Source organism: Mycobacterium sp. E735, assembly GCF_001666955.1.
Lineage (GTDB): Bacteria > Actinomycetota > Actinomycetes > Mycobacteriales > Mycobacteriaceae > Mycobacterium.
Genome location: NZ_LZIX01000118.1, coordinates 1 through 24755, shown reverse-complemented (window position 1 = coordinate 24755; position 24755 = coordinate 1). Strand labels below are relative to the sequence as shown.

At 67.2% G+C, this 24755-nt stretch carries 26 protein-coding genes; 8 read left to right on the top strand and 18 right to left on the bottom strand.

The window, feature by feature from the left end:
- Positions 1-8 precede the first annotated feature (8 nt).
- The 4 genes from A5704_RS09865 (at position 9) to A5704_RS27570 (ending at position 2831) form a co-directional block, all read left to right on the top strand.
- Positions 9-629: an RNA polymerase sigma factor gene (locus A5704_RS09865; RefSeq protein WP_067779687.1), complete on the top strand. Its 621-nt coding sequence runs from the start codon at positions 9-11 to the stop codon at positions 627-629.
- A complete protein-coding gene (locus tag A5704_RS09860; protein ID WP_067888745.1) occupies positions 626-895 on the top strand; it encodes a hypothetical protein in 270 nt (89 codons plus the stop codon). Before A5704_RS09865 ends, A5704_RS09860 begins: the two co-directional genes overlap by 4 nt.
- The gene (locus A5704_RS09855) at positions 892-1803 is read left to right on the top strand and encodes a formate/nitrite transporter family protein (RefSeq protein WP_067779690.1); all 912 of its coding nucleotides are present in this window, start codon (positions 892-894) and stop codon (positions 1801-1803) included. The genes A5704_RS09860 and A5704_RS09855 overlap by 4 nt, the downstream gene beginning before the upstream one ends.
- A gap of 137 nt (positions 1804-1940) precedes the next feature.
- Positions 1941-2831, top strand: a complete 891-nt coding sequence (locus tag A5704_RS27570; protein ID WP_067748869.1) for a universal stress protein — start codon at positions 1941-1943, stop codon at positions 2829-2831.
- On the opposite strand, the gene A5704_RS09845 is transcribed toward A5704_RS27570, so the two are convergent.
- From A5704_RS09845 to A5704_RS09835, 3 genes are read right to left on the bottom strand one after another with little or no spacing between them, the layout of a single operon-like run.
- Positions 2723-4360, bottom strand: a complete 1638-nt coding sequence (locus A5704_RS09845; protein ID WP_067779695.1) for a bifunctional 3-(3-hydroxy-phenyl)propionate/3-hydroxycinnamic acid hydroxylase — start codon at positions 4358-4360, stop codon at positions 2723-2725. The genes A5704_RS27570 and A5704_RS09845 overlap by 109 nt on opposite strands.
- Entirely contained in the window at positions 4357-5307 is a 951-nt protein-coding gene (locus A5704_RS09840; protein WP_067748874.1) for a fumarylacetoacetate hydrolase family protein, read from the bottom strand. Before A5704_RS09840 ends, A5704_RS09845 begins: the two co-directional genes overlap by 4 nt.
- The gene (locus A5704_RS09835) at positions 5304-6434 is read right to left on the bottom strand and encodes a VOC family protein (RefSeq protein ID WP_067748877.1); all 1131 of its coding nucleotides are present in this window, start codon (positions 6432-6434) and stop codon (positions 5304-5306) included. Before A5704_RS09835 ends, A5704_RS09840 begins: the two co-directional genes overlap by 4 nt.
- Before the next feature lie 105 nt (positions 6435-6539).
- Between A5704_RS09835 and A5704_RS09830 the strand changes: the two genes are divergently transcribed.
- The gene (locus tag A5704_RS09830; protein ID WP_369807381.1) at positions 6540-7175 is read left to right on the top strand and encodes a TetR/AcrR family transcriptional regulator; all 636 of its coding nucleotides are present in this window, start codon (positions 6540-6542) and stop codon (positions 7173-7175) included.
- On the opposite strand, the gene A5704_RS09825 is transcribed toward A5704_RS09830, so the two are convergent.
- The 10 genes from A5704_RS09825 to A5704_RS09780 are packed head-to-tail and all read right to left on the bottom strand — an operon-like array spanning position 7172 to position 18334.
- Complete coding sequence (locus A5704_RS09825; RefSeq protein WP_067748884.1) at positions 7172-8029, bottom strand: pyridoxamine 5'-phosphate oxidase family protein; 858 nt, start codon at positions 8027-8029, stop codon at positions 7172-7174. The genes A5704_RS09830 and A5704_RS09825 overlap by 4 nt on opposite strands.
- 57 nt (positions 8030-8086) lie before the next feature.
- Entirely contained in the window at positions 8087-8560 is a 474-nt protein-coding gene (locus A5704_RS28805; protein ID WP_067748887.1) for a type II toxin-antitoxin system Phd/YefM family antitoxin, read from the bottom strand.
- Between the two features lie 13 nt (positions 8561-8573).
- The gene (locus A5704_RS09815; RefSeq protein ID WP_067748890.1) at positions 8574-10130 is read right to left on the bottom strand and encodes an MCE family protein; all 1557 of its coding nucleotides are present in this window, start codon (positions 10128-10130) and stop codon (positions 8574-8576) included.
- Positions 10124-11293 carry a virulence factor Mce family protein gene (locus tag A5704_RS09810; protein ID WP_156669902.1) on the bottom strand — a complete coding sequence of 390 codons (1170 nt, stop codon included), beginning with the start codon at positions 11291-11293 and terminating at the stop codon, positions 10124-10126. Before A5704_RS09810 ends, A5704_RS09815 begins: the two co-directional genes overlap by 7 nt.
- Positions 11290-12846, bottom strand: a complete 1557-nt coding sequence (locus A5704_RS09805) for a virulence factor Mce family protein (RefSeq protein ID WP_067888738.1) — start codon at positions 12844-12846, stop codon at positions 11290-11292. Before A5704_RS09805 ends, A5704_RS09810 begins: the two co-directional genes overlap by 4 nt.
- Positions 12843-14402 (bottom strand): virulence factor Mce family protein, encoded by a 1560-nt coding sequence (locus tag A5704_RS09800; RefSeq protein ID WP_067748897.1) that lies wholly within the window; start codon positions 14400-14402, stop codon positions 12843-12845. Before A5704_RS09800 ends, A5704_RS09805 begins: the two co-directional genes overlap by 4 nt.
- Positions 14399-15439, bottom strand: a complete 1041-nt coding sequence (locus A5704_RS09795; protein WP_067748900.1) for a virulence factor Mce family protein — start codon at positions 15437-15439, stop codon at positions 14399-14401. The genes A5704_RS09800 and A5704_RS09795 overlap by 4 nt, the downstream gene beginning before the upstream one ends.
- Positions 15436-16743: an MCE family protein gene (locus A5704_RS09790; protein ID WP_067748903.1), complete on the bottom strand. Its 1308-nt coding sequence runs from the start codon at positions 16741-16743 to the stop codon at positions 15436-15438. Before A5704_RS09790 ends, A5704_RS09795 begins: the two co-directional genes overlap by 4 nt.
- Before the next feature lie 6 nt (positions 16744-16749).
- A complete protein-coding gene (locus A5704_RS09785) occupies positions 16750-17619 on the bottom strand; it encodes an ABC transporter permease (RefSeq protein WP_067278674.1) in 870 nt (289 codons plus the stop codon).
- A gap of 1 nt (position 17620) precedes the next feature.
- Complete coding sequence (locus tag A5704_RS09780) at positions 17621-18334, bottom strand: MlaE family ABC transporter permease (RefSeq protein WP_369804363.1); 714 nt, start codon at positions 18332-18334, stop codon at positions 17621-17623.
- An 83-nt stretch (positions 18335-18417) separates the two neighbouring features.
- On the opposite strand from A5704_RS09780, the gene A5704_RS29145 reads away from it, so the two are divergent.
- Entirely contained in the window at positions 18418-18681 is a 264-nt protein-coding gene (locus A5704_RS29145; RefSeq protein WP_067748909.1) for a hypothetical protein, read from the top strand.
- A 118-nt stretch (positions 18682-18799) separates the two neighbouring features.
- On the opposite strand, the gene A5704_RS28305 is transcribed toward A5704_RS29145, so the two are convergent.
- From A5704_RS28305 to A5704_RS09760, 4 genes are all read right to left on the bottom strand, one after another.
- Complete coding sequence (locus A5704_RS28305) at positions 18800-19045, bottom strand: hypothetical protein (RefSeq protein ID WP_156669903.1); 246 nt, start codon at positions 19043-19045, stop codon at positions 18800-18802.
- A 52-nt stretch (positions 19046-19097) separates the two neighbouring features.
- The gene (locus A5704_RS09770; RefSeq protein ID WP_067748912.1) at positions 19098-19766 is read right to left on the bottom strand and encodes a TetR/AcrR family transcriptional regulator; all 669 of its coding nucleotides are present in this window, start codon (positions 19764-19766) and stop codon (positions 19098-19100) included.
- 156 nt (positions 19767-19922) lie between these two features.
- Positions 19923-20228, bottom strand: coding sequence for a hypothetical protein (locus tag A5704_RS09765; protein ID WP_067748915.1), 306 nt, complete (start codon positions 20226-20228; stop codon positions 19923-19925).
- Positions 20229-20349: 121 nt separating this feature from the next.
- Positions 20350-21678, bottom strand: coding sequence for an acyltransferase (locus A5704_RS09760; protein ID WP_067748917.1), 1329 nt, complete (start codon positions 21676-21678; stop codon positions 20350-20352).
- A gap of 83 nt (positions 21679-21761) precedes the next feature.
- On the opposite strand from A5704_RS09760, the gene A5704_RS09755 reads away from it, so the two are divergent.
- Together A5704_RS09755 and A5704_RS09750 are read left to right on the top strand one after the other, a co-directional pair.
- The gene (locus tag A5704_RS09755) at positions 21762-22733 is read left to right on the top strand and encodes an aldo/keto reductase (protein ID WP_067748920.1); all 972 of its coding nucleotides are present in this window, start codon (positions 21762-21764) and stop codon (positions 22731-22733) included.
- Positions 22718-23716, top strand: a complete 999-nt coding sequence (locus A5704_RS09750; RefSeq protein WP_231968960.1) for an NAD-dependent epimerase/dehydratase family protein — start codon at positions 22718-22720, stop codon at positions 23714-23716. The genes A5704_RS09755 and A5704_RS09750 overlap by 16 nt, the downstream gene beginning before the upstream one ends.
- A 59-nt stretch (positions 23717-23775) precedes the next feature.
- Here A5704_RS09750 and A5704_RS09745 read toward each other — a convergent pair.
- The coding region (locus A5704_RS09745; protein WP_369828445.1) for an NAD-dependent epimerase/dehydratase family protein at positions 23776-24755 on the bottom strand (980 nt) is incomplete at its 5' end.

Genomic DNA, 24755 nt, shown 5'->3' with positions numbered 1-24755 from the left:
GCGAGACGATGGTGACCCCGGTGGCGGTGCCGCCGGGTGGCACCGAATCCGAACGGGCGGTCGGCGGCATCCCGCTGGCTAATCTGGTGCGCGACTTTCACCGGCCGATGATCAATTTCGCGCGCACCATGGTGGATTCGCCGGCGGTGGCGGAAGAGGCGGTGCAGGAGGCGTGGGTGCAGGTCCTGCAGTCCGCGGATTCCTTCGAGGGCCGTTCGTCGGTCGGGACGTGGCTGTTCGGGATCGTCAAGAACACCGCCTCGCGGCACCGGCGCCGGGAATCCCGCATTCGCGACCACGAGGTGCTTTCCGCGGAAGACGTGGACCCCCTGGCGGGCCGCATGCATCCCGCCGGCCATCCCGATGCCGGGCACTGGAGCCTTCCACCGTCCCGGCGCTTCCTGCCGGAGGACCGCACCGTGGAGAACGAGCTCGTCGGTTACGTCCGCACCGCGCTGGACGCGCTGCCGGAGCGGCAACGGCAACTGGTCATCCTGCGTGACATCGTCGGCACCCCGGCCGAAGAGGCCGCCAAACTTCTCGAGCTGACCGCCGAAGGGCAGCGCGCGCTCCTCTACCGCGCCCGGGGAAATCTTCGCAACGAATTGGAAAAGCGGTATCGCCGATGACCGTGCACGACAACACTGTCCCCGCCATCGACTGCGTCGACTTCGTCCGACTGGTGGATGAACTCGTCGATTCCGACCCCCGGCAGTGGGGCCCCATCGTCGCCAAGCACCTCGACGAGTGCCCCCCATGCCTGGTCTACCTGCAACAGATGCTCGACCTCAAGATCCTGCTCAACCACGTCTTCGAAGGGGAGAGGCTCAGTGATGAGCACATCTCGGGGGTCATCAACGCGATCAACGCTTTACGGAAGGACGAGCACCCATGACGATCAATGCGCCAGCGCCGCAACTGGATGGCAAAGCGTCACCACCAAAGCTGTTCGCAGACATCCCGTCTGACACCAAGGCGACGATCCCCGACGATCCGTTCGAGCCGCTGAGCGTGGGCGCCATGGTCGACCGGGTGGCCGCCATGGCGGTCGAGAAGGCTACGCACCCGTGGGCGTTCCTGATGCGTTCCCTGGTCGGCGGCGTGATGGTCGCGTTCGGAGCGCTGCTGGCGCTGATGGTGAGCACCGGGGTCAAGTCCCCGGGCATCGCGAGTTTGCTGATGGGGCTGGCGTTCGGCATGTCCTTCGTCCTGATCCTGGTGTCGGGCATGTCTTTGATCACCGCCGACATGGCCGCGGGATTTCTCGCCGTCCTGAATCGCACGATGAGCGCCGGTGGTTATGCCTTCCTGGTCGTCGTGGGCCTCATCGGCAACGTCCTCGGCGCGCTGCTTTTCGTCACCGTTTGCGGCGCCGCGGGAGGCCCGTATCTGGGTGCCTTCGCCGAGCGGGCCGCTACCGTGGGCACCCAGAAGGCCGGCCAGCCCTTCTTGACCGCACTGCTCCTCGCCGTCGTGTGCACCTGGTTTCTGCAGACCTCGATGTGCATGTTCTTCAAGGCCCGCAGCGACGTCGCCCGAATGGCATTCGCGTTCTACGGCCCGTTCGCGTTCGTCATCGGCGGCACGCAGCACGTGATCGCCAACGTCGGCTTCCTCGGTATTCCCCTGCTGCTCAACCTGTTTCACCCGGCGGCACCCCGGGGCACGATCGGTTGGGGATTCGGCGACCACGGCTTGCTCACCAACCTCGGCGTGACCACCGTCGGCAATCTGATCGGCGGGACATTGTTTGTGGCGTTGCCCTTCTGGGTCATCGCGCAGCTGCAACGGAAAGCCGTCTGACCGGCGAGTGACCGTGGCGTTAAGGGCGCCTTAACGCCACGCCGGTAACAGCCCTCCGTCCCGGTGGTTAGGGACTTAAGCCTCACGACCCACGCCCGTCGGGTTTATAGCGTCGTCGGTGATGGAGGGAGAACGAAATGTCAGCACCTGACCAACAGCGCGGCATCGTCGTCGCGGTCGACGGCTCGACGGCATCGAACGCTGCGGCACGTTGGGCCGCGCGCGAGGCGGCCATGCGGAAAGTTCCACTGACCGTCGTCCACGCGGTGACGACGCCCACCGCCACCTGGCCGCCGGTCCCATACCCCGACTCTCTGGCAGTGCGGCTGGAAGACGAGGGCAAGAAGGCGATCATGCACGCGATCAAGCTCGCCGAGGAGGCGCTAGCGGCGGACCGTGAGATCGCGATCAACCGGGAACTCGTGTATTCCAGCCCCGCGCTGGCCCTGATCAAGATGTCCGACGAGGCGGAGATGGTCGTCGTCGGCACGGCGGGACGCGGGTTACTGGCGCGTGGCGTGCTGGGCTCGGTCAGCGCGACGGTGGTGCGGCACGCGAATTGTCCCGTCGCGGTGATCCATGGGGACGACCTGCCGGACAACGGGGACGCTCCCGTTCTGGTGGGGATCGACGGCTCGCCGGCCTCCGAGCTCGCGACCGCCGTCGCGTTCGACGAGGCTTCCCGGCGCGGCGTCGACCTGATGGCCTTGCACGCATGGAGCGACATCGCGATCAGCGAACTCCCCGAAGCGGATTGGTCGTCACTGGAAGAGGAGGCCCAGCGGAGCCTCGCCGAGAACCTGGCCGGTTGGCAGGAGCGCTATCCCGATGTGACGGTGCAGAGGTTGGTCGAACGCGACGCGCCGGCTCGGCAGCTTGCCGAAAAGTCGGAATTCGCCCAGCTTCTCGTCGTGGGCAGTCACGGCCGTGGCGGCTTGTCCGGCATACTCCTGGGATCGGTCAGCAACGCCGTGCTGCACTCGGTACGGATACCCGTGATCGTCGCCCGGCCGTCCGCGTCCGGCTGACGCTCGCCGGGCGACAGGGCGGTGGCGGTCCACGCGCAAAGGGCGGCCAGGTCGCGCCCGGCGCGCGCCACCGTTCGGTCGGGGCGCACCAGCGCGGCGGTGACGCGACCCCGCCGCAGCCACGTCTCCAGAGCGCTGCCGGGGTCGGCGACCAGCACGGTGACGTCGCGCCGCCGCAGGGCGGCCTCGTCGGCGGCGCCGGGGCGAGTGACGGCGATCAACGCGAAACCGGTGCCGAGGACGTCGTCCACCCGTCGACCGTCGTGCAGCGGCGGGTTGGGGCACAGCGTGCCCGGTAGCTGATGCGGTCGCCGCGATTTAGACACCCACGCTGAGCGGTGCAGCGGCGGCGTTGTGGAGTCGACGACCTTGTCGCGCAGGCCGGGGATGAGCCGCAGCCGCGGCAACAGCGCCCGGCGCGCTGCGTTGCCAAGGTGGCCGCCGCCGGTCATCGCCCAGCCGATACTCAGCGCGAGGCGAATCATGTAGCGAGCGTGCGGCTTTCGTTCGCGCTCATAAGTCTCGAGCACGTCCGGGGTAAGGGCGCCGCGGTGGACCCCGGCGATCTTCCAGGCGAGATTGTCGGCGTCGCGCAGCCCGGCGCCCATGCCCTGGCCGATGAACGGGGGAGTGAGGTGCGCCGCGTCGCCGAGGAGGAAGACGTTGCCGTTGCGCCAGCGGTCGGCGATCTGTGCCCGGAACGTGTACTCGGCGACCCGCACCAGGGTGAGCTCGGCGACGGGTACGGTGCTGGTCCATGGTTTGATCAACGGTCGCAGCCGCTGGAGCGTGCCGAAGTCCGCCGCGGTTTCGCCGGCGAGCAACTGAAACTCCCACCGGTAGCGGGCCGGCCCGATGCGCATGTACGTTCCCGCGCGATCCGGGTCGCACACTTGGTGCACCCCGTCCCACTGGCCCAGGTCCGCCTCGCTGGCGATGTCGACGACCAGCCAGCGTTGCTGAAAGTTCAAGTCCCGCATGGTCGAACCGATCCGTGCCCGCACCAGGCTGTTGGCGCCGTCGCAGCCCAGCAGGTAGTCGGCGTCGACGTGGTGACGCCCACCGTCTGAGCGGTCGGTGAACGTGACGCGGATGCGCGTTCCGTCCGCCACAACATCGGTGACTTCTGCGTTCCCGCGCAGTTCGGCATTGGGATGGCGCTCGAGGTTGGCCCGCAGCAGGGTCTCCAATTCGGGCTGGTCGAACATGTTGGCCTGCGGGAAACCGTGCACGCTGTGCTCGGGGTCGCGGTTGAATTCGGCCAGAGTGCGGAACCGGCTGTCCACCAACCGCAAACCCAGCGTCGGCCGTGATATCGCGGCGAACTCGCCGCCCAACCCGAGGCGGGCGATGATGCGATAGATCTCGTCGTCCAGATGCACCGCTCGTGGCTGGGGGTACACGTCCGTCCAGCGATCGAGCACCAGGCAATGGACGCCGCACTGCGCCAGCCGGGTGGCCGCGGTGACGCCGGTCGGTCCGGCGCCGACGATGACGACGGGTACCCGCCGCGTAGCCGGGGTCGTCATGTGTATCGCACTGGGGTGCGCTGCGTTCCGAGATCGATGGCGCCGTCGTCGGTGGCCACCGACGCCTCGACGATGTCACCGTCGTGCAGGTAATTGCGGTTGGCGGCCTGCCGCGAGAAGAACATCTTCCATTTGAGTCCCGGCGGCAACAGGTTTCCGACGAACTGTACCGGCTTCGGTGGGGCGCTCAGCGCGGTGCCGACCGGGGTGCCGGTGAGCACCAGGTCACCCGGGGCGAGTTCTTGGAACTGCGTGAGCGACTGCAGCGCCTGCAGTGGCCGGTACAGCATGTCGCCCTCGACGAGCGCGTTCTGGCGTTCCTCGCCGTTGACGCTGAGGCGCAATCGCAGGTCACCGAAGCGCTTGAGCTCGTCGGCGGTGAGCAGCACCAGTTCGGGGCCGACCGGGGTGAACGTCGGATACGACTTGGCCTCGTAAAACTGGGTCTGGGGGAGTTGGACGTCGCGCGCGGAGACGTCGTTGGTGACCACCAGCCCGGCGACGAAATCGCCGAGGTTGGCGTCCGAGATGGTGGTGCCGATCGGGACGGCGCGGCCGATCACCAGGCCGATCTCGACTTCGTAGTCGAGCAGCTTCACGTGCGGGGGCTTGACGATGTCGTCGAACGGCCCGGTGATGGAGGCGGACGCCTTGCGGAAGAAGGTGAGGGGGATGGACGCCGGATCCATGCCCGCGTCTTTGACGTGCGACTCGTAGTTGGTCATCTGAGCTATCACCCGGCACGGCCGGGTCACCGGTGAGACCAAGGCGAGGGTGTCGAGGGCGACGGCTTCGGTTTTCGTCGCCGCACTCTCGATGGCGGCCCGGTCGGCCAGCAACGCGGCGGTGGTGGTGGCGGTGGTGTCGATTCTGACTGCGCCCTCGGCGGTTTTGAGCCACCAGGCGCGGTCGGTTTCGGAAGCGGTGTGCAGCACGGAAAGGGTCATGAGGTAGGAACTTTCAGTAGGCCGATCAGGCGGTTGAAATCGAATTCGTTGTGCGAGCGGAGGGCGGTCATCATCGAAACCAGTTCCCGGCGTGCCGACTTGGGGTCGGTTCCGAGGAAATCTCTGCTTGCCGGCGGCCCCCACTGCGCCAACCCGGATGCGGTGAAGGGCGCCCAGCCCGGGTCGAGCGTGTTGTCGAACAGGTCGCCATCGGTGAAGTGTTCGAACAAGTCGCCGTCGGGGTCGCGCCAGTAGTCGAAGATCTGACTGCCCTGGATGTGCCTGCCGATTCCCCAGGACCGGGAATAGCCGTGCGCGCCAAGGTATTCGCCGCCAGCAGCCAGCGCGTCGAGATCGCTGACCTGATAGGCCGAGTGCACGTAGCGGTTGGCCGGCCCCAGGGCCATCGCCAGGGTGTGATGGTCGGCCGGTATCGAACCGCGGTCGCAGCGAATGAAACTCATCGCCGGGCCGCGGTGCCGCTGGCCGGGGAAGTACAGAAAGTCGCTGACGATCATGCCGAGGTTGTCGAGGTACCAGTTGAGGGTCTCGAGGTACTTGGTCGACTGCACCACCAGGTGGCCCAGGCGCTCGACCCGGGCGGGCACCCGCGGGGGACGCTGGCCGGCATTGGTGCGCCGCACCTCGGGGCCGAAGTTGAAGACGTGGGCCTGTTGGCCCGGCAGGTCCGGGAGCTCGTGCATGCCGGCGACGACCCGAACCAACATTCCGCTGGGGTCTGTCAGGTCGACCGACACCCCGCCGATGGCCTCCGGTAGCCGTCGCATCGGTGCCCCGGCGTTGCCCGCCAGCCGGAGCACGTCGGCCTCGTCGCAGGCCCGGAACGCCGCGCCGGTGAACCGGCTGCGCCTGCCGCGACGCAGGATCACGCACGGCGTACCCGCCCGGGTGCCGCGCAACTGCACCTCGCCGGGGCCGTGCTGGGCAGTGTGGAAGCCGAATGCCCGCGCGAACGCCTCGGCGCGCCCCAAGTCTGGCCGCTCGAACTCCAGCCACGCGATGTCGGCGACCCTGATGACGGGGTTGCGCGACCGCCCGGGATGCTCCCCGCGCAGTGCGCCCTGCTCGCTGTGCGCCTCCGGACGTGCGCTTTCGGTCAAATCCATGGTCACTCCCAAACCTAACTGACGAAATCGTCACATACGAGATAACGTTCAGTCAAGAGTCTGACGAAATCCTCATGACTGATGCATAATGCGGGGGTGAGTGCGATGGCGGAGCCGGCCAACCGGCTGGAGCGGCGCAAGCGGCGCACCCGTGCGGCGCTGGTCAAGGCCGCGCAGCAACTGATCGCCGAGGGCAAGGTGAACGTGCCGGTCCTGGAGATCACCCAGGCCGCCGACGTCGGCATGGGGTCCTTCTACAACCACTTCGACAGCAAGGAGCAGCTGTTCGAGGCCGCGGTCGCCGAGGTGCTCGACGTCTATGGGGCGATGCTCGACCGGCTCACCGCGTCCATCGAGGACCCGGCGGAGATCTTCGCCACCAGCTTTCGGATGACCGGCAGGCTGTTCCGCCGCCGCCCGCAGGAGAGCCGGATCCTGTTGGCCAACGGGCTGGAGCTGCTGTCGTCCGAACGTGGTTTGGCGCCGCGCGCCCTGCGTGATATCAAAGCCGGCGTCGCGGCCGGTCGGTTCGACGTCGAGGATCCCGAGTTGGCCCTCGCAATGGCCGGCGGTGCGCTGCTGGGGCTCGGAAACCTGTTGCGGGACAACCCCGATCGAGACGACGCGCACGCCGCCGACCTCGTCACCGAGAACGTGCTGCGGCTGTTCGGGCTTAGCGCCGCCGAGGCGCGGACGATCTGCCAACGCCCGCTTCCCGAGGGCGGATTCCTCGAGGGTTAGCGGTTGCCGACGCTGACCACGGCACCGACCGAGAATGAGACGTTCCTGCCCACGCCGCCGTCGTCCCCGGGGGCACCGGGGCTAGTCCACCGCACCTGTGCGGTCCCGGTGAGGTGCAGGCTCGCACCGGTCCCGAAATCCACGAACAGCAAGGCGGCCTCGTCGTCGACGGCCAGGTTTCCATAACTGTTGAACATGTTGTTCCCGGGGAAGTCCGGCCACCAGAGCCGGTCGGGGGCGTCGACCCGGACGAAGCCGGGTGGGCCTCCGCGGTGCGACGCGTCGCTACCCCGGGTGGGATGGCTCGTGCCCAGAAAGAACGTGTCCGACCTCGCGATCATCGCCTGATCGGACGGGTCAAGCGTTGCGCGTCTCGCGCGCAGTGAAGCGGGTGCGCCGAGGGCGTCGGTGTCGATGGTATGCGGGTGAATGTACTTGGGGCAGTTGCCGTATGACTGGTCGACGCGGACGGCCAGGCCCGCGTCGTCCGAGCCGACGAGCTCGCCGTTCACCCGTAACCGGCGGCGGGTGGCGAAGTCGATCGCGATCAGTCCGACTTGTTGGCCGGCCGGGAGCCGGTGCAGCGGGTCGCCGCTGCGGGGGGATGCCGACACACGCAAGACGTCGTCCCGGCCGCGGAGGAAACCCGGCGCGGCGATCAACGGCGACGTCCACAGCACGCCGTCGTGGTCCCGTCCGGTCAGGGCGGCGAATCGCTGTGCGGCGAGAAATCTTGCGGCGCCGCCGGACAGGCCCGGCGAGTCGAGCATGCCCTCGAGCCGCTTGGCCTCGGCTTCGACGCCCGCTCGCCGCTGTGTCGCGGTCTCTCCTTCGTGGAAGCCCGTCATGGTCATGCACCGCTCAACAACATGACCTCGGGAAAGCTTCCGGGGTATGCGCCGCCGCCGTTCCTACGCGACCGACACGATGCGGGCGACCAGCTTGCCGCCGCGGATGACCTCGATCGTCTGCCCCGCCGCGACCTCATCGAAGTAGCGCCCGGCGCGCTTCCGGAGCTCGTCGAGCTCGATCCCACCCCGGCCATCCGCCGGTGTGGGACTGCTCGCCGCGTCACCGGCGGACACGATCTGCGCCAACAATCGGCCGCCCCGGACGACGCTCAGCGTCTCCCCGGCCGCCACCCGGTCGAAGCACCGGCCGGCGCGGGTGCGAAGTTCGTCGAGGCCGACCCACCCGCCGGTGTCCTGCGCGGCGAGTTTCGCCGAACGCGCCGGGATCGGAGCCACCCGCCAGTCACCGACGGGCAGGATCCGCGCCACCAGCTTGCCGCGACGGATGACGTCGATCGCCTCCCCGGCGGCGACCCGCTCGAGATACGTGCAGGCGTCACTTCGAAGTTGGCCCAGGCCAATGGCTTCCGGCATGTCGCTCCAATCTCTATCGGCCGGTCGACGGCGCCAGCATGTCCTGCCAGCCGTCGTCTCCGGTCTTGTTCGAGTTTTCGACCGCGTACTTGACGCCATCGGGCCCCACCAGTTCGCCGCTCTGCGGGAGGTACACCGCCGGGGGAGGGCCGGCGGGCGTGTACACGCACGGGTTCGGTTGCTGCCCATTGCATTCGACGGTGCCCGATCCCGGCCGTTGCAGCGGATCGCTGGTCGGCGGCGGCGTCCCCGCCACCCGGTCGGAGGGCGCCGGATTGAGGCCGTTGTTGACCGACGGCGCGGGCATCACGAGCCCCGGTTTCACGGGCTGGTCGCAACGCGCGGCCGGCGCAGGACAGGTGACGATCTGGTTGGGGTCGCCGTACCACGGGTTGGTGCCCAACGGCACGTACGGTTTGGAATCGCGGCACTCCCGTGGCGTCGCGGCGCGTTTACCCGGGACGTCGACGCATGGAAGGTTGCGTGCGCCGCGCACGGCGTTCGCGGGGGTGTCCTGCGGGATCTTGCAATAGGTTCCGGACGGCATCGGCGCGAGGCTGGTGTCCGCGGGAGACCGCCACTCGGCCGCCGGGAGGAACCCGGTCAGACACGGCGGGGGCTGGTTGATCGTCAGCGAGGTGCCGAGCGACGCATACCCCGGGAAGGCCGACGTCACGGTTTGGCCCTCCGAGGCGCCCTGCGGGTAGGCGACCAGGAGTTGCTCGACGCCCTTGTGGTAGCGCTTGAGCATGTCCAGCACGATCTCGAGATTCGCCAGGGTCTGCGGCAGCGACTCGCGGACGTCGCCGAACACCTCGTTGACCTGATCGGCGGTCGGGGCCGCCTGGGTCAGGATGCTCTGCACGTGCCGGTCGTTTTCCGCGCTCTGGGCGGCCAGGATGTTCAGATTGTGTGACCACCGCTCGATCGAGTCGCCGGAGTTGACCTGACTGTCGATGACGGGCCCGGAGTTCTGGACGATGTCGTTGATGTCGGAGATGTTGGTCTTGAAGTCGCCGGCGATGGCCTGCGTCGCGTCGACCAGGCGTTGCAGCGCGGGGCCCAATCCGCCTACGGCTTGGGCGGTTTCGTCGAGCAGCGAGGCGATCTTGTCCTTCGGCAGCACGGCCAGCCCGCGGTTGGCCGCGTCCAGCGCGGGCCCGATCTCGGTGGGGATGGTCCCCTTCGTGATCGTCTGGCCGGGCGAGAAGTACTGGCTCGGATTGCCCGTCGACACCAGGTCCAGGTATTGCTCACCGACCGCCGACACCGAATGCACGTTCGCCGACGCGTCAATCGGTATCCGGTAGCGGTCGCCGATGCTCATGGTCACCCGCGCGCCCGTCGCGGTCGGCTCGACGGCGGTGACCGTGCCGATGGTTTCGCCGCGATAGGTGACGTTGGAGGTCTTGTACAGCCCACCCGACGCGGGCAGGTCCGCCCTCAGCGTGTACTGGCCGATTCCCGCCGCGCTGGGAATCTGCAAGTAGTACCAGCCCAGCGCGACCGCCGTGATCGCGGTCAGGATGGTGAACGCGACCAGCTGGCGCTTGATGAAGCGGGTCAGCATTGCCTGTCCGCCCTTTCGACCAGGGGGCCACCCGGAACATCGTTGGGGTTCGGCGTGTACCGGACGTCGGGAATCATCGTTTCGGGGTCGCGGCCCCACGATTGCTCGAGCGCGCGCAGCGCCCCGGAGAATCCGGTCCCGGTGAGGACCGCGTTGTCGACGGCGCTCATGGTCAGGTCGAGCGTCAGCGACAGGTTGAAGTAGTCACCGCGGAACGCCTTGGGCACGGCGTCGATGTCGAACGGCCGCACGAGGATCAGCTTGAGGGCGCGGATGAGGTACGGCGCCGCCCGGCCGAGCTCGCGCAGCGGGCACTGCAGCGACTGCAGGTCCTGGTGGATGTCGCCACGCGCGGCCGACAGGTATTGGTCGGCGACTCCGCTGAGCCGTCCCGTCGCGTCGACGGCGTTGATCAGAAGATTCTGTTTGTCGGCGAAATGCTTGAGCAGTGGCGGGAATTCGGTGAGGACCCGGTCCAACACATCGGAGCGGGGACCCACGTACGCCAGCAGCCGGTTGGTGGAATCGATGGCCCGGGTGATGTCGGCGCGCTGCTCGTCGAGCCGGGCGGTGAAGGTGTCCAGCTTGCCCAGGAAGGCGCGGATCTGGTCGGCCCGCCCGTTGAGGATGTTGTAGACCTCGTTCTGCAGCACTTCGAGGTTCGGGATGCCGCCTCCGTGCAGCACGATGGCGAGGCTGGCCAGCGTCTGCTCGGTGGTGGGATAGGTGGACGCGTTTTTCAGCGGGATGGTGTCACCGTCCCGCAGCGGCTCCGGGGAGGGGTTGGGCGGCGCCGCCAGCTCAACGTGCTGGGAACCCAGCAGGCTGGTCTGGCCGATCTTGGCGGTGGCGTTCCTGGGCAGCTTGACGTTCTTGCCCAGCCGCAGTGTCAGCGTCGCGACCCAGTTCTTGAGTTCGATCGCGCGCACCGTGCCGACGAAGACATCCGCCACCCGCACCCGGCTGTTGTCGTTGAGGGCCAGCGTGTCGGGCATCTGGACATACACGGTGTAGGAGCCGGGCCCGGAGCCCGGACCGCCGGGCATCGGTACGTTGGCGATTCCGTGCCACTTCGCGCACGAGGTAAGCACCGTCGCGGCGGTCAACACAGCAAGCGCCTTCCAGCCCAGGTGGCGGACCCGAATAGCCAAGGTGCGCATCATGATCCGGCTCCCGTAGCGGCGGCCGCCGGTGTCGGCGCGACCGGACCCGGGACCACGCCCGGCCCCGGGGGCGGTGGCGGGATCGGCACCTGCGGCGCACGCAGGCCGATCGGTGGCACGACGGGGTTCTCGTCATAGGCGTTCGGCGGCCCCGGCGGCGTCTGCAAGCCCGGGGGAGGGGGTGGGGCGTCGGGGCCGCCCAGGAGTTCGGCCAGCGATTCGGGGGTCATCAGGCCCCCGGTGACCGGCCCCACCTGGGTGCCTTGCATGCCCGGCGCGGCGACCCAGCCGGGCTGGGTATTGCGGTGCGAGAACGGAGTGTCGGGCACCCAGATCCCGGGCACCGTGGTGTCTTTGTACCCGTTGGGCGGTTGCAGCCGGGGTTCGGAGTAGGCGACTTCCTTGGGCAGCACCTCGGCGGTGCTGAACAGGTTCAGCCCGAACGGCAGGTAATTGAACTTGATCGCATCGAGGATCGGCGCCAGGTATTGGGCGCACAGTTCGGCGGATTCCTGGTAGCCCAGCCGGCTGCCGGCCTGAATCATGCTGCACATGAACTGCATTGGGTTGGCGAAGTTCGGGATAGCCGGGATGGACATGACGGCGCCGTGGGACGGGTGGTAGATCTGGCTGAGATTCGTCTCCAGCGTCGGCAGGACGTGCAGGGCGGTCTCCAACCCGTTCAGCGGGTCGGGCTGGACCAGCGTGGTGGTCAGGCTGTCGAGGTTGCCGATGTCATGGGCGAGCACCTCGCGGTTCTTGTCCAAGAACGGGCGCAGCGTTGAGAGTAGGCTGTCGAACTGCTGGATAGCGTTGGACAGGTCGCGGTCGGACCCGGTCAACTCGTCGGTGAACTGGGCGAGGTTCTTGTTCAGCGCGACGAATTGCTGGTCGTCTTTGTGCAACGCGTTGACGAACTGCGCCAGGCTGCGCACCACCGCGAAGAAGTCGCCCCGGCCCTCGTTCAGCGCGGTGAGCGACCGCGACAGGCTGTTCAGTGTGGTGTTGATCTGCTTGCCCTTGCCGGACAATCCGTCCGCGAACGACTCGATGGCCTCACCGAACGGGCCCTTGGGTTGCTCGGGCGTCGGGCCGAGTTTGGAGATGATGTTGGCGACGCTTTCGCGCAGTTCGTCCCACTCCGTCGGCATCTGCGTGCGCTCGATCGGGATCACCGCGTTGTTGCCCATCACCGGGCCACCTTTGTAGGGGGGCTCCAGCTGAATGCTCCGCGACGCCACCAGGGTTGGGTTGACGACTACGGCGGACGCGTTGGCGGGCACCTTGTATTTGTTGTCGTAGTGGAACGTCACCTTCATCTTGTCGCCGGCTGGCTCGATCTTGTCGACTGAGCCGACGCGCACGCCCATGATCTGGACCTTGTCCCCGGAATAGAGCGCGTTCGCCGTTGGGAGGTAAGCGATTACGGTGTTGGTGGTCAACTTCTGATAGAGCCGCCAGCCGACGATCCCTGCGACGAGGGCCAGCAGCACCACCACCGCCCCGACGACCGTCCGGCGCTGCGGTTTGCCGATACCGAAGACGCTACTCAATTCTGGTTACCTCCGGTGATACCGCTGCCGCCCGTGCCGCCGGGGTTGATGAACGGCGCCGGCAACTGCTGTCCGGGTCCCGGGGGCGCCGCCGGCCCCGGCGGGAGTCCTGGAGCGAACGCCGACGGTGGCGGGGCGGGGCCTGCGGGTTGCAGGTTCTCGGTGCGCGCGCCCGGCGGGGCTTGGGTGGGCAGTGGCACCGGTACGCCGGGCACGTCGGGAGGCGGGTCGCCGGGCCGCGCGGCGATCGGGATTCCCGGCGTCGGTGGCAGGCCGTTCGGGTTCGGCGGTGACGCCGCGACGTCGATCGGTGCCGGGAAACTGCCGCCGAAGGCGCCGACGTCAACACCCGCGCAGGGCAACGGGTTCCACGGTCGCGGCAGCGCGTCGGCCGGTGGCGTGTACGAGCAGGCCGTTCCCGGCGGCACCGCCGGTCCCGGATGGTCCGGGGTGCCTTCCAGCACCGGGGGCGCGGGCGGCGGCGCGCCGTTGGGGAACCGGGTGCCATTGGGGTCCGGCCACCGGAACTCGGGAAGCCCGGCGCTGCGCCAGAAGTCCTCCGGATCGATGCCGCGCTTCTTGAACGCGGCGTCGACGAACGGTTGCAAGATCCAATACGGCAGCAGGTTGGACAGGACAATCTTGAAGTACGGTCCCGACGCGACCGATTCACCCAGGGAGGCGGCGAATTGGCTGACGTACGTGAGGGTTTGGGCGAGGTCATCCTTACGCGCCACCAGCACGTCGCTGATCGCGCGCAACTGCTCCAGCACGGGGTTCAGATTCGGGTTGTCGTTGATGAATCCCTGCACCTGGGCCGAGAAAGCGGAAACGTTCTGCAGCAGCGCGCCGATGGCGCGGCTGCGCTCGTTGAACGCGACCAGGAGTGTCTTCGCGTTGACCAGCAGCCGGTTGATCTGTTCGCTGCGGTCACCGAGCACGCTGGCGACCTGATGGGCCTGAGCGAGTAGGTGCTTGATCTGGTCGTCGCGTTTGCCGATGGTGTCGGAGAATCTGGTCAAACCCTCGAGCGTGGCACTCAGATGCGGATAGGTCTGATCGATCGTCTGCGACAACACATTCAGCGACTGCTTGACGGTGTCGATGTCCCACCCGGTGGCGGCCTTGGTGACGTCGAAGGCGGCGTCGTAGAGCTGATACGGGGTGGTGCTCTGGCCCAGCGGTAACACGGCCCCCGGCCGCAACGTCTGCGTTCCGCGCGGCTCGATCTCGAGTACCTTCTTGCCGAGGATGGTGTCGGTCTTGATCGCGAGCCGGCTCTCGCTGCCGATGGTGTTGGCGCCGATATTGAACTTGATGCGGACATGGTCGCCGTCGATATCGAACGCCTCCACCTTGCCGACGTTCACGCCGGAGATGCGCACCTTATCGCCCTTGTTGAGTTGACCGGTGTCGGTGAACTGTCCGTAATAGCTCGGGCTGGCGAACATCATCGGGATGCTGGTGAAGCTTTGGCCGACGGCGACGACCAGCACCAGCACGGTGATGCCCATCAGGCCGACCCGGTTGCGGTTGAATTCCGTCAGCGTTCTCATTGCGGCGTGCACCTACCGGTGGGCTGCTGCCAGATCCGGACCGTGCGGACCGGGCCACCGGGCTGCAACCCGTTCCACCTGATGCTGAGGTCGCACAGGTAGAAGTTCACCCAGTCCCCGTAGAGGCCGATGCTGCGTCCGATGAGATTGAGCGCGGTCGGCGTCTTGTGAATCAGGTCGCCGAGTTGATCACGTTGGTCGACGAGCGGCTGCTGCAGAGCCTGCAGGTAGTTGATGGCCTTGTGCAGCAGCGCGCGGTTGTCGGCGAGGAGGTCGGCCACCGTGCCGGCGGCGTTGCTGATGTTCGCGGTCCCGGCCGCCAGCGGGTCGGCGTGGTTTTGCAGGCCGGTGATCAGTCTTTCGAAGTTGTCGACGGTCTGGTCGAACTCCTTGCGATGCCTGACCGTTGTGTCGAGCACGACGTTCAGGTTCTTGATCACCTCACCGATCGCCTGGTCGCGTTCAGCGATGTGCGCGGTCAGCTGCGCGGTCTGATCCAGGATGTCGTTGATGGTGCCGCCCTGACCCTGGAACACCGTGATGATGGCCGACGCGATGGTGTTGACCTTTTCCGGATCGAGCGCCCTGAACAGCGGCTTGAATCCACCGATCAGGGCGTCGAGGTCGAGTGCGGGCGCTGTTCGGGACAGGGGGATGAATCCGCCCGGCGGCAGGATCCGATCGCTGCCGTCACCCTCGCCGCGCTTGAGCTCCAGGTAGCGGTCGGCGAACAGATTGAGATAGCGGATCTGTGCGGTCGTCGTCTGGTAGAGCGGTATGGACCGGTCGACGTTGAAGTCCACCATCACCCGCTGGCCGCCGTCGATCAGCCGCACCGCTTTGACCTTGCCGATCTCGACCCCGGCGGCGCGGACGAACTGGCCGTTCTTGAGCCCGGTGGCGTTCTTGAACTCCGCGGAATAGCTGTTGGTGCTGTTGAAGCGCATCTGGGCGAACACCACGACGATCGACACGGTGATCAGCAGCAGCACCAGTGAGACGATGCCGAGCTTGATGGCGGAGCCGGTGATTTTCATGGGTTGATCGTGTTGTCCCCGACTTGGCGGCCCCAGACGTACTCGATGGCGTACGGTGAGCCGGTTTCCAGATGGTTGTAGGGCGCGAGGCTGGCGCCGGTATCGACCACCAGACTCGGCGCCGGCCACAGGTCATGGGTGATGGCCTGCCAGCAACCGGGCGCACCGCCCGGCCCGCCGCGGGCGTTCACGCGGGGCAGGTTGTCCGGGTACACAAAGGGATTCGGCGCCCCGCCCACCAGCCCGGCCAGGGTCAGGAGCCCCATCGTGGCCGCGGTGCCGGCCAACCCCGGGAGCGTCAACATGCCGCCCAGCCCTGAGGTCAGCTCGGTCATGGTTCTCAGCGCATAGCCGTTGCCGCCGCCGGTGGTGGCATAGGCCGCCGGTTCCTCGTCGTAGTAGTTGCGGATGGTGCAGAAGATCTCGGGGCTGTAGGTGTCGAACAGCTGGGCGGTGGGCACCAGATCGGCGGCGCCGCGCTGCAGGTAGGGCCCGCCGCGCTTGAAGATGTCTTCGCCGGTGTTGCCCAGCCCCGCCGCGGACAACAACGCAGAATCCAGATCGGCCTCCTGCCGGTGCAGGGTGCGCGCCGTAACCACCGCGTTGTTGAGGGAGTCGAGCAGATCCGGCGCGGCTTTGGCGTAGACGTCGCCCAGGGCGCCGAGCTGTTGAATGTCATGCCGGATCTGCGGCATTTGCGGGTTGATGTCGTCGAGGATGGCGTTGGCGTTGACGATCGATTGCCCGAATTTGTCGCCCAACCCGGTCAACGCCTGCGCGGCTGCAGCCAGCGTCAGGTTGAGCTTGACCGGATCCAGCTTCTCCGTTATCGAGGTGAGCGTCTCGAACAGGGTGTTGAACTCCGTTGTCACCGACCTGGCATCGATCACGTGCTGCGACGTGATGCGTTGTGGCGTCGGCTTTTTCGGCGAGGTCAACGACACGTACTTGTTACCGAAAACCGTGGTCGCCTTGATATTGGCGTCCACGTTGGCCGGAATCAGCTCGATCCACTTCGGATTGACGTTCAAGACGAACTTGGCGGCCGGTATGCCGTCACGCTCGATCTCCGAAATGCTGGCCACCCGGCCGATCTCCACGCCGTTGTAGGTGACCTTCGAACCCGGATCCATCACCAAGCCCGCCCGGGGGGCCAACATCGTCAAGCGCGTCGTCGGCGTGAGCTGGCCCCGAAACTGCAACCACACGAACCCCAACACCACCGCGGAGACAATCAGGAACGCCAGCGCCGTCGTCCGGTACGGCGGAATGCGTTGCGGGTTCTCTTTCACCGGGGTCGTCATGGGCGGCTACACGGTGAGGTTGAAGTTGGGGGTCTTGCCGTAGACCGCCATCGCGGTCAGCACGACCACCACGACGATGGTGATCAACGACAACCGCATCGAGCGGCCGACCGCTTCGCCGACGCCGACCGGCCCGCCGGTGGCGGTGTAGCCGTAGTAGCAGTGGGTGGTCATCACGACCACCGCGACCAGGATGACCTCCGCGAACGACCAGCCGACGTCGTTGAGGCGCAGGAACGTGTGGAAGTAGTGGTTGTACGTGCCGATGGACTGCCCGTACAACAACACGGTGGTGACCTGCTGGGACAGGAACGCCATGGTCATCGCCAACCCGTAGAGCGGGACGATGACGATCAGACCCGCCACCACCCGGGTGGACGCCAGAAAGGGGACCGACCGGATGCTCATCACCTCGAGCGCGTCGATTTCCTCGCTGATGCGCATGGCGCCCAATTCGGCCGTGGCACCCGCGCCGACCGTGGCGGCCAGCGCCTGACCGGCGGCCACCGGCGCCACGAACCGCACATTGACCAGGGCGGCCAAGAACCCGGTGAACGCCTCGACACCGATGTTGCCCAGCGTCGCGTAGCCCTGAATGGCGACGAGTGAACCCGCCGACAAGGTGATGAAGCCGACGATGGCGGCGGTGCCACCGACCACCGCCATCGCGCCGGTGCCCATCCCCATCTGGGCAACCATGCGGAGCAGCTCTTTGCGGTAGCGGTGTACGGCGAAGGGGATCTGCCCGACGGCGCTCAGTGCGAACCAGACCATCTGCCCGATCTCGACCAGCGGGCGAGACGGGACGTCCCCGTAACGGATGACGAATGCGCTCGTCCGCGGGAAGCGGACGCGGAGGGCGGCAGCCGTGGACATGTCAGCGCCCCGTCCCGAACCGGACGCCGATGGTGGTCAGCGCCGCGTTGACCGCGAACAGCGCGATGAAGCAGAGCACCACCGTCTCGTTCACGGCGGTCCCGAGGCCCTTGGATCCGCCGCGGACGATCAGCCCGCGGTAGCAGCCGACCAGGCCGGCGATCAGTCCAAACGTCGCGGCTTTGATGAACGCGATCACCACCTCGGGCAGGCCGGTGAGCGCCGTCAACGTGGAGAGGTAGGCGCCGCTCGAGACGTTCTGCAGGTAGACGCTGAACAGGTAGCCGCCCCCGAGGCCGACGGCGACCACGAGGCCGTTGAGCAGCACCGCGACAAGTGTGGAGGCGACGACCCGGGGCACCACCAGGCGGTGGATCGGGTCGATGCCGAGCACCTCGAGCGCGTCTATCTCCTCGCGGATGGTGCGCGCGCCGAGGTCCGCGCAGATGGCGGTGCCGCCCGCGCCGGCGACCACGAGCACCGTCACGATCGGGCCGAGCTGGGTGACCGCGCCGATCGCGGCACCGGCCCCCGACACGTCGGCGGCGCCGATCTCCGCCAGCAGCAGGTTCAGCGTGAAGATGAGCAGCACGGTTTCCGGGATGGACACGGCGATGGTGGGCAGCAGCGATACCCGCATGAGAAACCAGCCGTTCCAGATGAACTCGCGCCATTCGAACGGCTGTCTCAGCGCTTTCCCGGTCAGCACGCACATGCGGAAGAATCCACCGGCCACTTCCGTCCCGGGCCGAATCCGACTGCTCAATTTGCTGGCGGTCAGGTGGGAGGTGGTCATGCGTGCCGTCCCGAACGCGACCGCGCAACGAGGGCTTTCGGTTCCGCCGCTTCGTCAAGCGGGCGATGGGTAGTCGCGGGACGGTCATCGCGTTGGTGATCGTGATCCTGGTTGGCGGGGCGGTCCGCCGCGCGGCCAACCAGTGCAAAGCGCTGCACTACAGAGTGTTTCGAGTGAGGCGGGACGGGGCCGGATTCCTGATTCCTTCGCCGCGGGTCTTGCCGCAAGAGCGGTGGCCCCCATCGGTGGCGTACCGCGCGGGCTGACTCCCGACGCGAGTCGACCCGGTGATCCTCCCGATCGACACTCTGAGATCCCACCCTTCGGCTCCATGCCGCCCTAGTTTGCGCCACGCATCACTATGGCATTAGACCGTACGGTCAGTCAATAACCGCCGGCGGCGGCGAGTATTCGCCGCGCGAGTAATTCGGGGGTGGCCAGCGCCGTGTTGACGTCTTTTTGGTGATTTACAGGGGTTTTGGCGGTAGTCGGTACGCCTGGCGCCACATCGTCGGCCTTTCTTTTGAGAAAAGCCTGCGCACGGAAACCGACCGCGCGTACAGTATTCGGCAGGGCTTTTCGGTGCTTTTCCCGTTCGAACGAGCGTCGGCCAACGCTGACGCGGCGCATCAAGCGGAGCCTCGGTAGGGCCAATTACGGCCCCGCGCAATGGTGTTGGAGGCTAGGCGGCCGGACCCGTGACGGCGGCGAGGCATTCACGCACCACCGAGACGACGTCGGCGGAGGGGCTTGCCCACTTGCCGAGCCCGAGCCGATCGAGCAGTAACCCGCCGAGGAACACGTCGACGAACGCGGCCCCTACCTGTTCCGGGCTGCGGGAATCGGCGGGGCCGAACCACACCCACATCCACTCGAGCGATCCCCACAGCTGCAATGCCGCCAGTTCGATGTCGACGGCTCGGAAGACCCCGCCGTCGATTCCGCTGCGGATCTCCTCAATCGCCAAGCTTTGCAATTGGTTCCGCAGCTTCCGGACTTGCTGCATCGCCGGGTCGTCGGACAACTGGACCACCTCGCGCTGGCTTGCCACCGTCGCCTCACGGGCGACCACCTGGAGCAGCGCGGAGGTGTAAATGATTGCGGCGATGCGTTCCTGCGGTGTACCGAGCCGGGACCATGCCATCTGCACCGCATCGAGTTGTCGGGCGAGGTGGGTTTCCTCGAGCTCCCGCAACATCTGTGCCTTGGTGCCGAAGTGATGAACGATGGTGCCCTTCGACATGCCAAGCTCGTCGGCGATGTCGCCCATATTCGTTCTGTCGTAGCCGCGTTCGGCGACATAGCGGACAAACGCGTCGAAGATCTCGCCACGCCGACCAGGTCGAGGCATCGTGCACCCTTCGGCTCTAACTAACCGTACGAACGGTCCATCATAAGCTTGACGATGTCAAGATCCCCCGAGCCGCGCCACCGGGGCGGCAGACATCGTGCGACGCGTCCGTCAGCCGAAAGCGTGGCGCGTCAGAACCCGCTTGGTTCGGGGCGGCTACACCGCCCTGTGGCCATTCAACCTGTCGGGTGCGGTCACGACATAGGTGTTCGCCTTGGACGCCGGTTTGATTTCACCGGCGGTATACACGGTCATGAGATCTCTGCCATCGCTATCGACGACGCACACATAGGTGTCCGTCTCGGCGTCGTAGTCGAAGCTGTCCCAGGCCAATAGGAACGCCAAGCAGTTGCCGTCGCGATCGGCGACGACGAGCTTGTGCACCCCCGACTTCCGTAGTAGCTCGGCGTCCTGCGCGCGCTGCTGAGGGACCTGGCTGGTGTGGAGCGTGGCGTGTGACATCTGTGTACTCCCTTAGCGAGGATGTCTCCCTGTAGCCTAGGCTCAACTGCTTGGATACTCCGAGCCTTGGCGGAAACGTTTCTCTCCGATCAGGAAGGCGACCAGGGCACTAGGGCCCATCTCAAGGGGCCGTAAGTCGCTTACCCGAGGGGACCGTGTCTCGGGTTTTGGGTCGCACCGCCACCAACACGACCCCGGCGGCGAACAGGGCGGCGGTCGGCCAGGAGAATCGCCCGTTCGGTGCGAAGCCGCCCTGCGCCAACAGATGCAGCCCGGCGGCGGCCAGGACGGTGCCGGTCAGCATGATCGCCTCGGCAAAGCGGTCACCGAGCGGCAGCCCGAACGTGGGCAGCGGAACCGCGAAGACCCGCCGCTGCCACCACAGCAGCATCAGTTCGGCCGCGGTCACCACGCTGAGTATCGTGATCCACTCCAGCCGGACGAGCCACCACGCCACCGAACCCTCGTGCGGTTGCGGGATCAGCCCTGCCGGATAGGCGACGATCGCGACGATGACAACCGGAACCATGTGCCATAGGTAAAGGGCCATCACGTTGGCGTTGGCGGTGGACAACACCCGCTGCACCGAGCGGTGGTGCAGGATCCGGTCCAGTGCCGGCGCCAATGCCATGGCCAGCCCCGCTTGCGTGCACCCGAAGGCCATCATCGCCACCGTCGGCGGCGTCGTGTTCTCGATCGCTTCGCCAGGAACGCCGATCATGCTCACCGGATACGGCCCCACCCGGATCAGCAGCATCAGAGCGACGGCCGAGGCGGCAGCGAGCAGCATCGGCCGGCGGCCGGCCAACAGGCCACCCTGCCAGGCGATCCCGAGCTGGTAGAGCAGGCCCCAGCACAGCAGATAGTTCAGCGTGCCGATATAGGGGACGTGGCCCGCGAGCGAGACGGCGTCGACCAGCACGACTCCCGCGGCCAGTACCAGCGGGACCACGAGGCCCCAACGCCTATGCGCCGCAACGGCAATCGGCGTCAGTGACACGACGAGCACGTACACCGCGAGGAACCACAGGTGCATGGCCACCGCCCAACCCGCGTATTCCATCACGGTGCCGGGCAAATGCCGGGCCCGCAGGACCACCACGATCGCCGAAATCAGTGCGACATAGACCGTGGTCGGTCCGAGCACCCGAGCGAGTCGATGCCGGATCCAGGCCTGGCGCGAGAAGCTCTCGGCGTCGCGGCGGTGAGCCCACGACACGGCCCCGGCATAGCCGGCCACGAAGAAGAACACCGGAACCGCCTGGAAAATCCATGTCAGCCATTGCGTCCATGGCATGTCGAGCAGCGGGTTCTCGCGGCCGAATTGCCCATCGTGGTAAGTCACCGAACCGGCCAGCCAGTGGCCCAGCACGATGAGGACCACGCCCGAGGCGCGGTAGTAGTCGACCGCGAGATTGCGGGCCGGTCGCGCGGTTTCTACGTCGTCCATCGGATCGCGGCGAGATCGATGCGGTGCACTCGCGCAACGGTACCCGCCCCGTCCCGTGAAGTCGCCGGGCGCACAATGACCCCATGAAACAAGCTCGCCTCGCCGACCTGGAAGTCGGCCGCCTGGGCCTGGGCGCGATGGGGATGTCCGTGGCGTACGCAGGCGCAGGCACCGATGATGCCGAGTCGATCCGTACCGTTCAGCGCGCCATCGATCTGGGCGTCACGCTGATCGACACCGCCGAGGTCTACGGCCCGTATGTCAACGAAGAACTGCTCGCCCGCGCGCTGCAGGGCCGGCGGGATCAGGTGGTGTTGGCGACGAAGTTCGGGATGATCTCCCACACGGGGCGCGGCGGGCTGGACAGCAGCCCCGCCAACATTCGCATCGCGGTGGACGGTTCGCTGCAGAGGCTCGGAACCGATCGCATCGATCTCTACTATCAGCACCGCCTCGACCGGGAGACCCCGATCGAAGACACCGTCGGGGCGTTGGCGGAGTTGGTCGCCGCCGGGAAGATTAGGTACATCGGCCTTTCGGAGGTCGGCGTGATGACCATTCGGCGCGCGCACGCGGTTCATCCGGTCACCGCCGTGCAATCCGAATATTCGTTGTGGACACGCGACCAGGAAGACGAGATCTTGCCGCTGCTGCGCGAACTGGGGATCGGGTTCGTCGCCTACTCGCCGTTGGGGCGCGGCTTCCTCACCGGCGCCATTCGCTCCACCGAGGGGTTGCCGGACAGCGACTACCGCAAGACCAATCCGCGTTTCTTCGACGAGAACTTTCAGCACAACTTGAACAGCGCGGACGAATTGCGCAGCATCAGCGCCGATGTCGGGGCCACTCCCGCTCAGGTGGCCCTCGCCTGGCTGTTGGCGAAAGGCCGCGACATCGTGCCGATTCCGGGGACGAAGCGCGTGGCGCGCCTCGAAGAGAACGTCGGTGCGGACGCCGTCGAACTGACCGCCGACCAGCTGTCCCGGCTCGACCGGCTGACCCCGGCCATCGGGGGCCATCACGCCGAGGCGCAGATGAAGTGGATCGACCGTTAGTGGGCGTCGCCAAGAAACTGGTGATCGGGGCGAGCGGCTTCCTGGGCTCGCATGTCACCCGGCAGCTCGTCGCCGCCGGCGCCGACGTGCGAGTGATGTTGCGGCGCACCAGCTCTACCAAGGGAATCGACGATCTCGATGTCGAGCGCTGCTACGGGGATGTCTTCGACGACCGGGCGCTGGCCGCGGCCATGGCCGGGTGTGACGTCGTCTACTACTGCGTCGTCGACGCCCGGATGTGGCTGCGGGACCCGGCGCAGCTGTTCCGCACCAACGTCGAGGGGCTGCGACACGTCCTCGACGCGGCGCTGGGCGCCGACCTCAAGAGGTTCGTCTACACCAGCACCACAGGCACTTTGGCGATCAGTAACGGTAAGCCAGTCACCGAGGACGATCCGCACAACTGGGATCAGGGCGGCCCGTATATCGAGGCGCGGGTGGCCGGGGAAGACCTGCTGCTGTCGTACGCGCGGGACAAGGGATTGCCCGCCGTGGCGATGTGCGTATCCACCACCTATGGGCCCGGCGACTGGGCGCCGACCCCACACGGCTCCTTGCTTGCCCTCGTCGCGACCGGAAGGTTTCCGTTCTATTTCGGCTACTCGGCCGAGGTGGTGGGCATCGAAGACGCCGCAAGGGCAATGCTTCTCGCAGCGGAGCGCGGACGCAACGGCGAGCGCTACATCGTCTCCGACCGCTACATGAGCGTCCGGGAGCTGCATGAGATCGCGGCCACGGCCGTCGGCAGGCGCCCGCCGCGCATCGGTATCCCGATGTCCGTGCTGCGCGCCGGTGCGCGGGTCAACGACGCGGCGGCGGCGCTGCTGGGCCGGGACCTGCCGTTCGCCTACGTCGGAATCCGCATGGCCGAATTGATGTCCCCGCTCGACCACGGCAAGGCCGAACGCGAGCTCGGGTGGACGCCCGGACCCGTCGAGGACTCGATTCGCAAGGCCGCCGTCTTCTTCGCGTCCCTGAAGTGATACGCGGTGGCGACCCGTCCCCGCAAGCGGGGAGATACCCGCAGCGCCCGGCCGGGTAGCTAGTCGACGCCGGCCAGCGCGGCGGTCCCGTATTTCTTTTCGATCAGCGACCACGGGTCGGCGTATGGTCCACGCCCCTCGAGCCGGCGCTGCACCATCAGGACGGTGCGCAGTACCGGGCGCAATACGGGGCTCAGCAGTCGCACGACGGTCCGCAGGCGCCCCTGTGTTTGGGCGATCCACGCCAGGGTGTCGGACCAGTCGTGCTCCTGAAAGTTCAGCAGCGCCTGCGCTTCGGTGGTGTCGTACCAGCCGGTGAAGCTCCAGCCGCGGTCGTCGGTGGGGTCGCCGGGCAGGCTGGCGGACGGGCCCAGGCCACCCAGGCCGACGGCGTCCATGAGTCCGTCCTCGAGGTCGCGCTGGGTGAGCACGTAGGTCTCGTTGCCGCCGATCAGGATCACCTTGCCCGCGATCGCCGACTCACGGTCGACGCCGTTGGCGAAAGCGAGCGCCACATCGCGCGCGTCCACGGCGTGCATGCGGTTGTCGCCGGGCATCGACCGCATCAGCAGCAGCGAGTCGCTGTTGACCGTGGTGTGGGTATCCGGCGAGATGACCCCGCCCAGGCGGAACAGCGCGTACGGCAGGCCACTGTCGCGGATCGCCGCCTCGGCGAGGACCTTGTCCTGACCGTATTGGTCGATGGGGTTCACGGGGGTATCAGGGGTGATCCGCTCCGGCTGGCGGTAGGGGTTGCGCGATCCGTAGACCGCGGCGCTGGACGCCATCAGGAACAGCGGCGGCCGGGGGAGCGCGGCGCAGGCCGCCAAGAGATTCTCGGTGCCACCGACGTTTACCTTGCGGGCCAACGCGGGCTTGCGATACGACAGCGGGGACACGACCGCGGCGAGGTGGACGACCGCGTCGGGCCGATGAGTCGCGGCGAGCCCGCGCACCGCCTCGGCGTCCAGCAGATCGGTGTAGGCCGCAATGAGCGTGCCGGGGTACCCGCCGGCGGCCAGCTCGCGTTCGACGGCGA

Excerpts from the sequence above, each read along its gene's own strand:
- A5704_RS09860 (WP_067888745.1), top strand. The coding sequence starts at position 626 with ATGACCGTGCACGACAACACTGTCCCCGCCATCGACTGCGTCGACTTC.
- A5704_RS27570 (WP_067748869.1), top strand. The coding sequence starts at position 1,941 with ATGTCAGCACCTGACCAACAGCGCGGCATCGTCGTCGCGGTCGACGGC.
- A5704_RS09835 (WP_067748877.1), bottom strand. The coding sequence starts at position 6,434 with ATGGATTTGACCGAAAGCGCACGTCCGGAGGCGCACAGCGAGCAGGGC.
- A5704_RS09765 (WP_067748915.1), bottom strand. The coding sequence starts at position 20,228 with ATGTCACACGCCACGCTCCACACCAGCCAGGTCCCTCAGCAGCGCGCG.
- A5704_RS09770 (WP_067748912.1), bottom strand. The coding sequence starts at position 19,766 with ATGCCTCGACCTGGTCGGCGTGGCGAGATCTTCGACGCGTTTGTCCGC.
- A5704_RS09780 (WP_369804363.1), bottom strand. The coding sequence starts at position 18,334 with ATGTGCGTGCTGACCGGGAAAGCGCTGAGACAGCCGTTCGAATGGCGC.
- A5704_RS28805 (WP_067748887.1), bottom strand. The coding sequence starts at position 8,560 with ATGCCGGAAGCCATTGGCCTGGGCCAACTTCGAAGTGACGCCTGCACG.
- A5704_RS09840 (WP_067748874.1), bottom strand. The coding sequence starts at position 5,307 with ATGACCCTTTCCGTGCTGCACACCGCTTCCGAAACCGACCGCGCCTGG.
- A5704_RS09845 (WP_067779695.1), bottom strand. The coding sequence starts at position 4,360 with ATGACGACCCCGGCTACGCGGCGGGTACCCGTCGTCATCGTCGGCGCC.
- A5704_RS28305 (WP_156669903.1), bottom strand. The coding sequence starts at position 19,045 with ATGCGCCGCGTCAGCGTTGGCCGACGCTCGTTCGAACGGGAAAAGCAC.
- A5704_RS09825 (WP_067748884.1), bottom strand. The coding sequence starts at position 8,029 with ATGACCATGACGGGCTTCCACGAAGGAGAGACCGCGACACAGCGGCGA.
- A5704_RS09790 (WP_067748903.1), bottom strand. The coding sequence starts at position 16,743 with ATGACGACCCCGGTGAAAGAGAACCCGCAACGCATTCCGCCGTACCGG.
- A5704_RS09865 (WP_067779687.1), top strand. The coding sequence starts at position 9 with ATGGTGACCCCGGTGGCGGTGCCGCCGGGTGGCACCGAATCCGAACGG.
- A5704_RS09785 (WP_067278674.1), bottom strand. The coding sequence starts at position 17,619 with ATGTCCACGGCTGCCGCCCTCCGCGTCCGCTTCCCGCGGACGAGCGCA.
- A5704_RS09810 (WP_156669902.1), bottom strand. The coding sequence starts at position 11,293 with ATGATGCGCACCTTGGCTATTCGGGTCCGCCACCTGGGCTGGAAGGCG.
- A5704_RS09800 (WP_067748897.1), bottom strand. The coding sequence starts at position 14,402 with ATGAGAACGCTGACGGAATTCAACCGCAACCGGGTCGGCCTGATGGGC.
- A5704_RS09795 (WP_067748900.1), bottom strand. The coding sequence starts at position 15,439 with ATGAAAATCACCGGCTCCGCCATCAAGCTCGGCATCGTCTCACTGGTG.
- A5704_RS09830 (WP_369807381.1), top strand. The coding sequence starts at position 6,540 with ATGGCGGAGCCGGCCAACCGGCTGGAGCGGCGCAAGCGGCGCACCCGT.
- A5704_RS09755 (WP_067748920.1), top strand. The coding sequence starts at position 21,762 with ATGAAACAAGCTCGCCTCGCCGACCTGGAAGTCGGCCGCCTGGGCCTG.
- A5704_RS09815 (WP_067748890.1), bottom strand. The coding sequence starts at position 10,130 with ATGCTGACCCGCTTCATCAAGCGCCAGCTGGTCGCGTTCACCATCCTG.
- A5704_RS09855 (WP_067779690.1), top strand. The coding sequence starts at position 892 with ATGACGATCAATGCGCCAGCGCCGCAACTGGATGGCAAAGCGTCACCA.
- A5704_RS09760 (WP_067748917.1), bottom strand. The coding sequence starts at position 21,678 with ATGGACGACGTAGAAACCGCGCGACCGGCCCGCAATCTCGCGGTCGAC.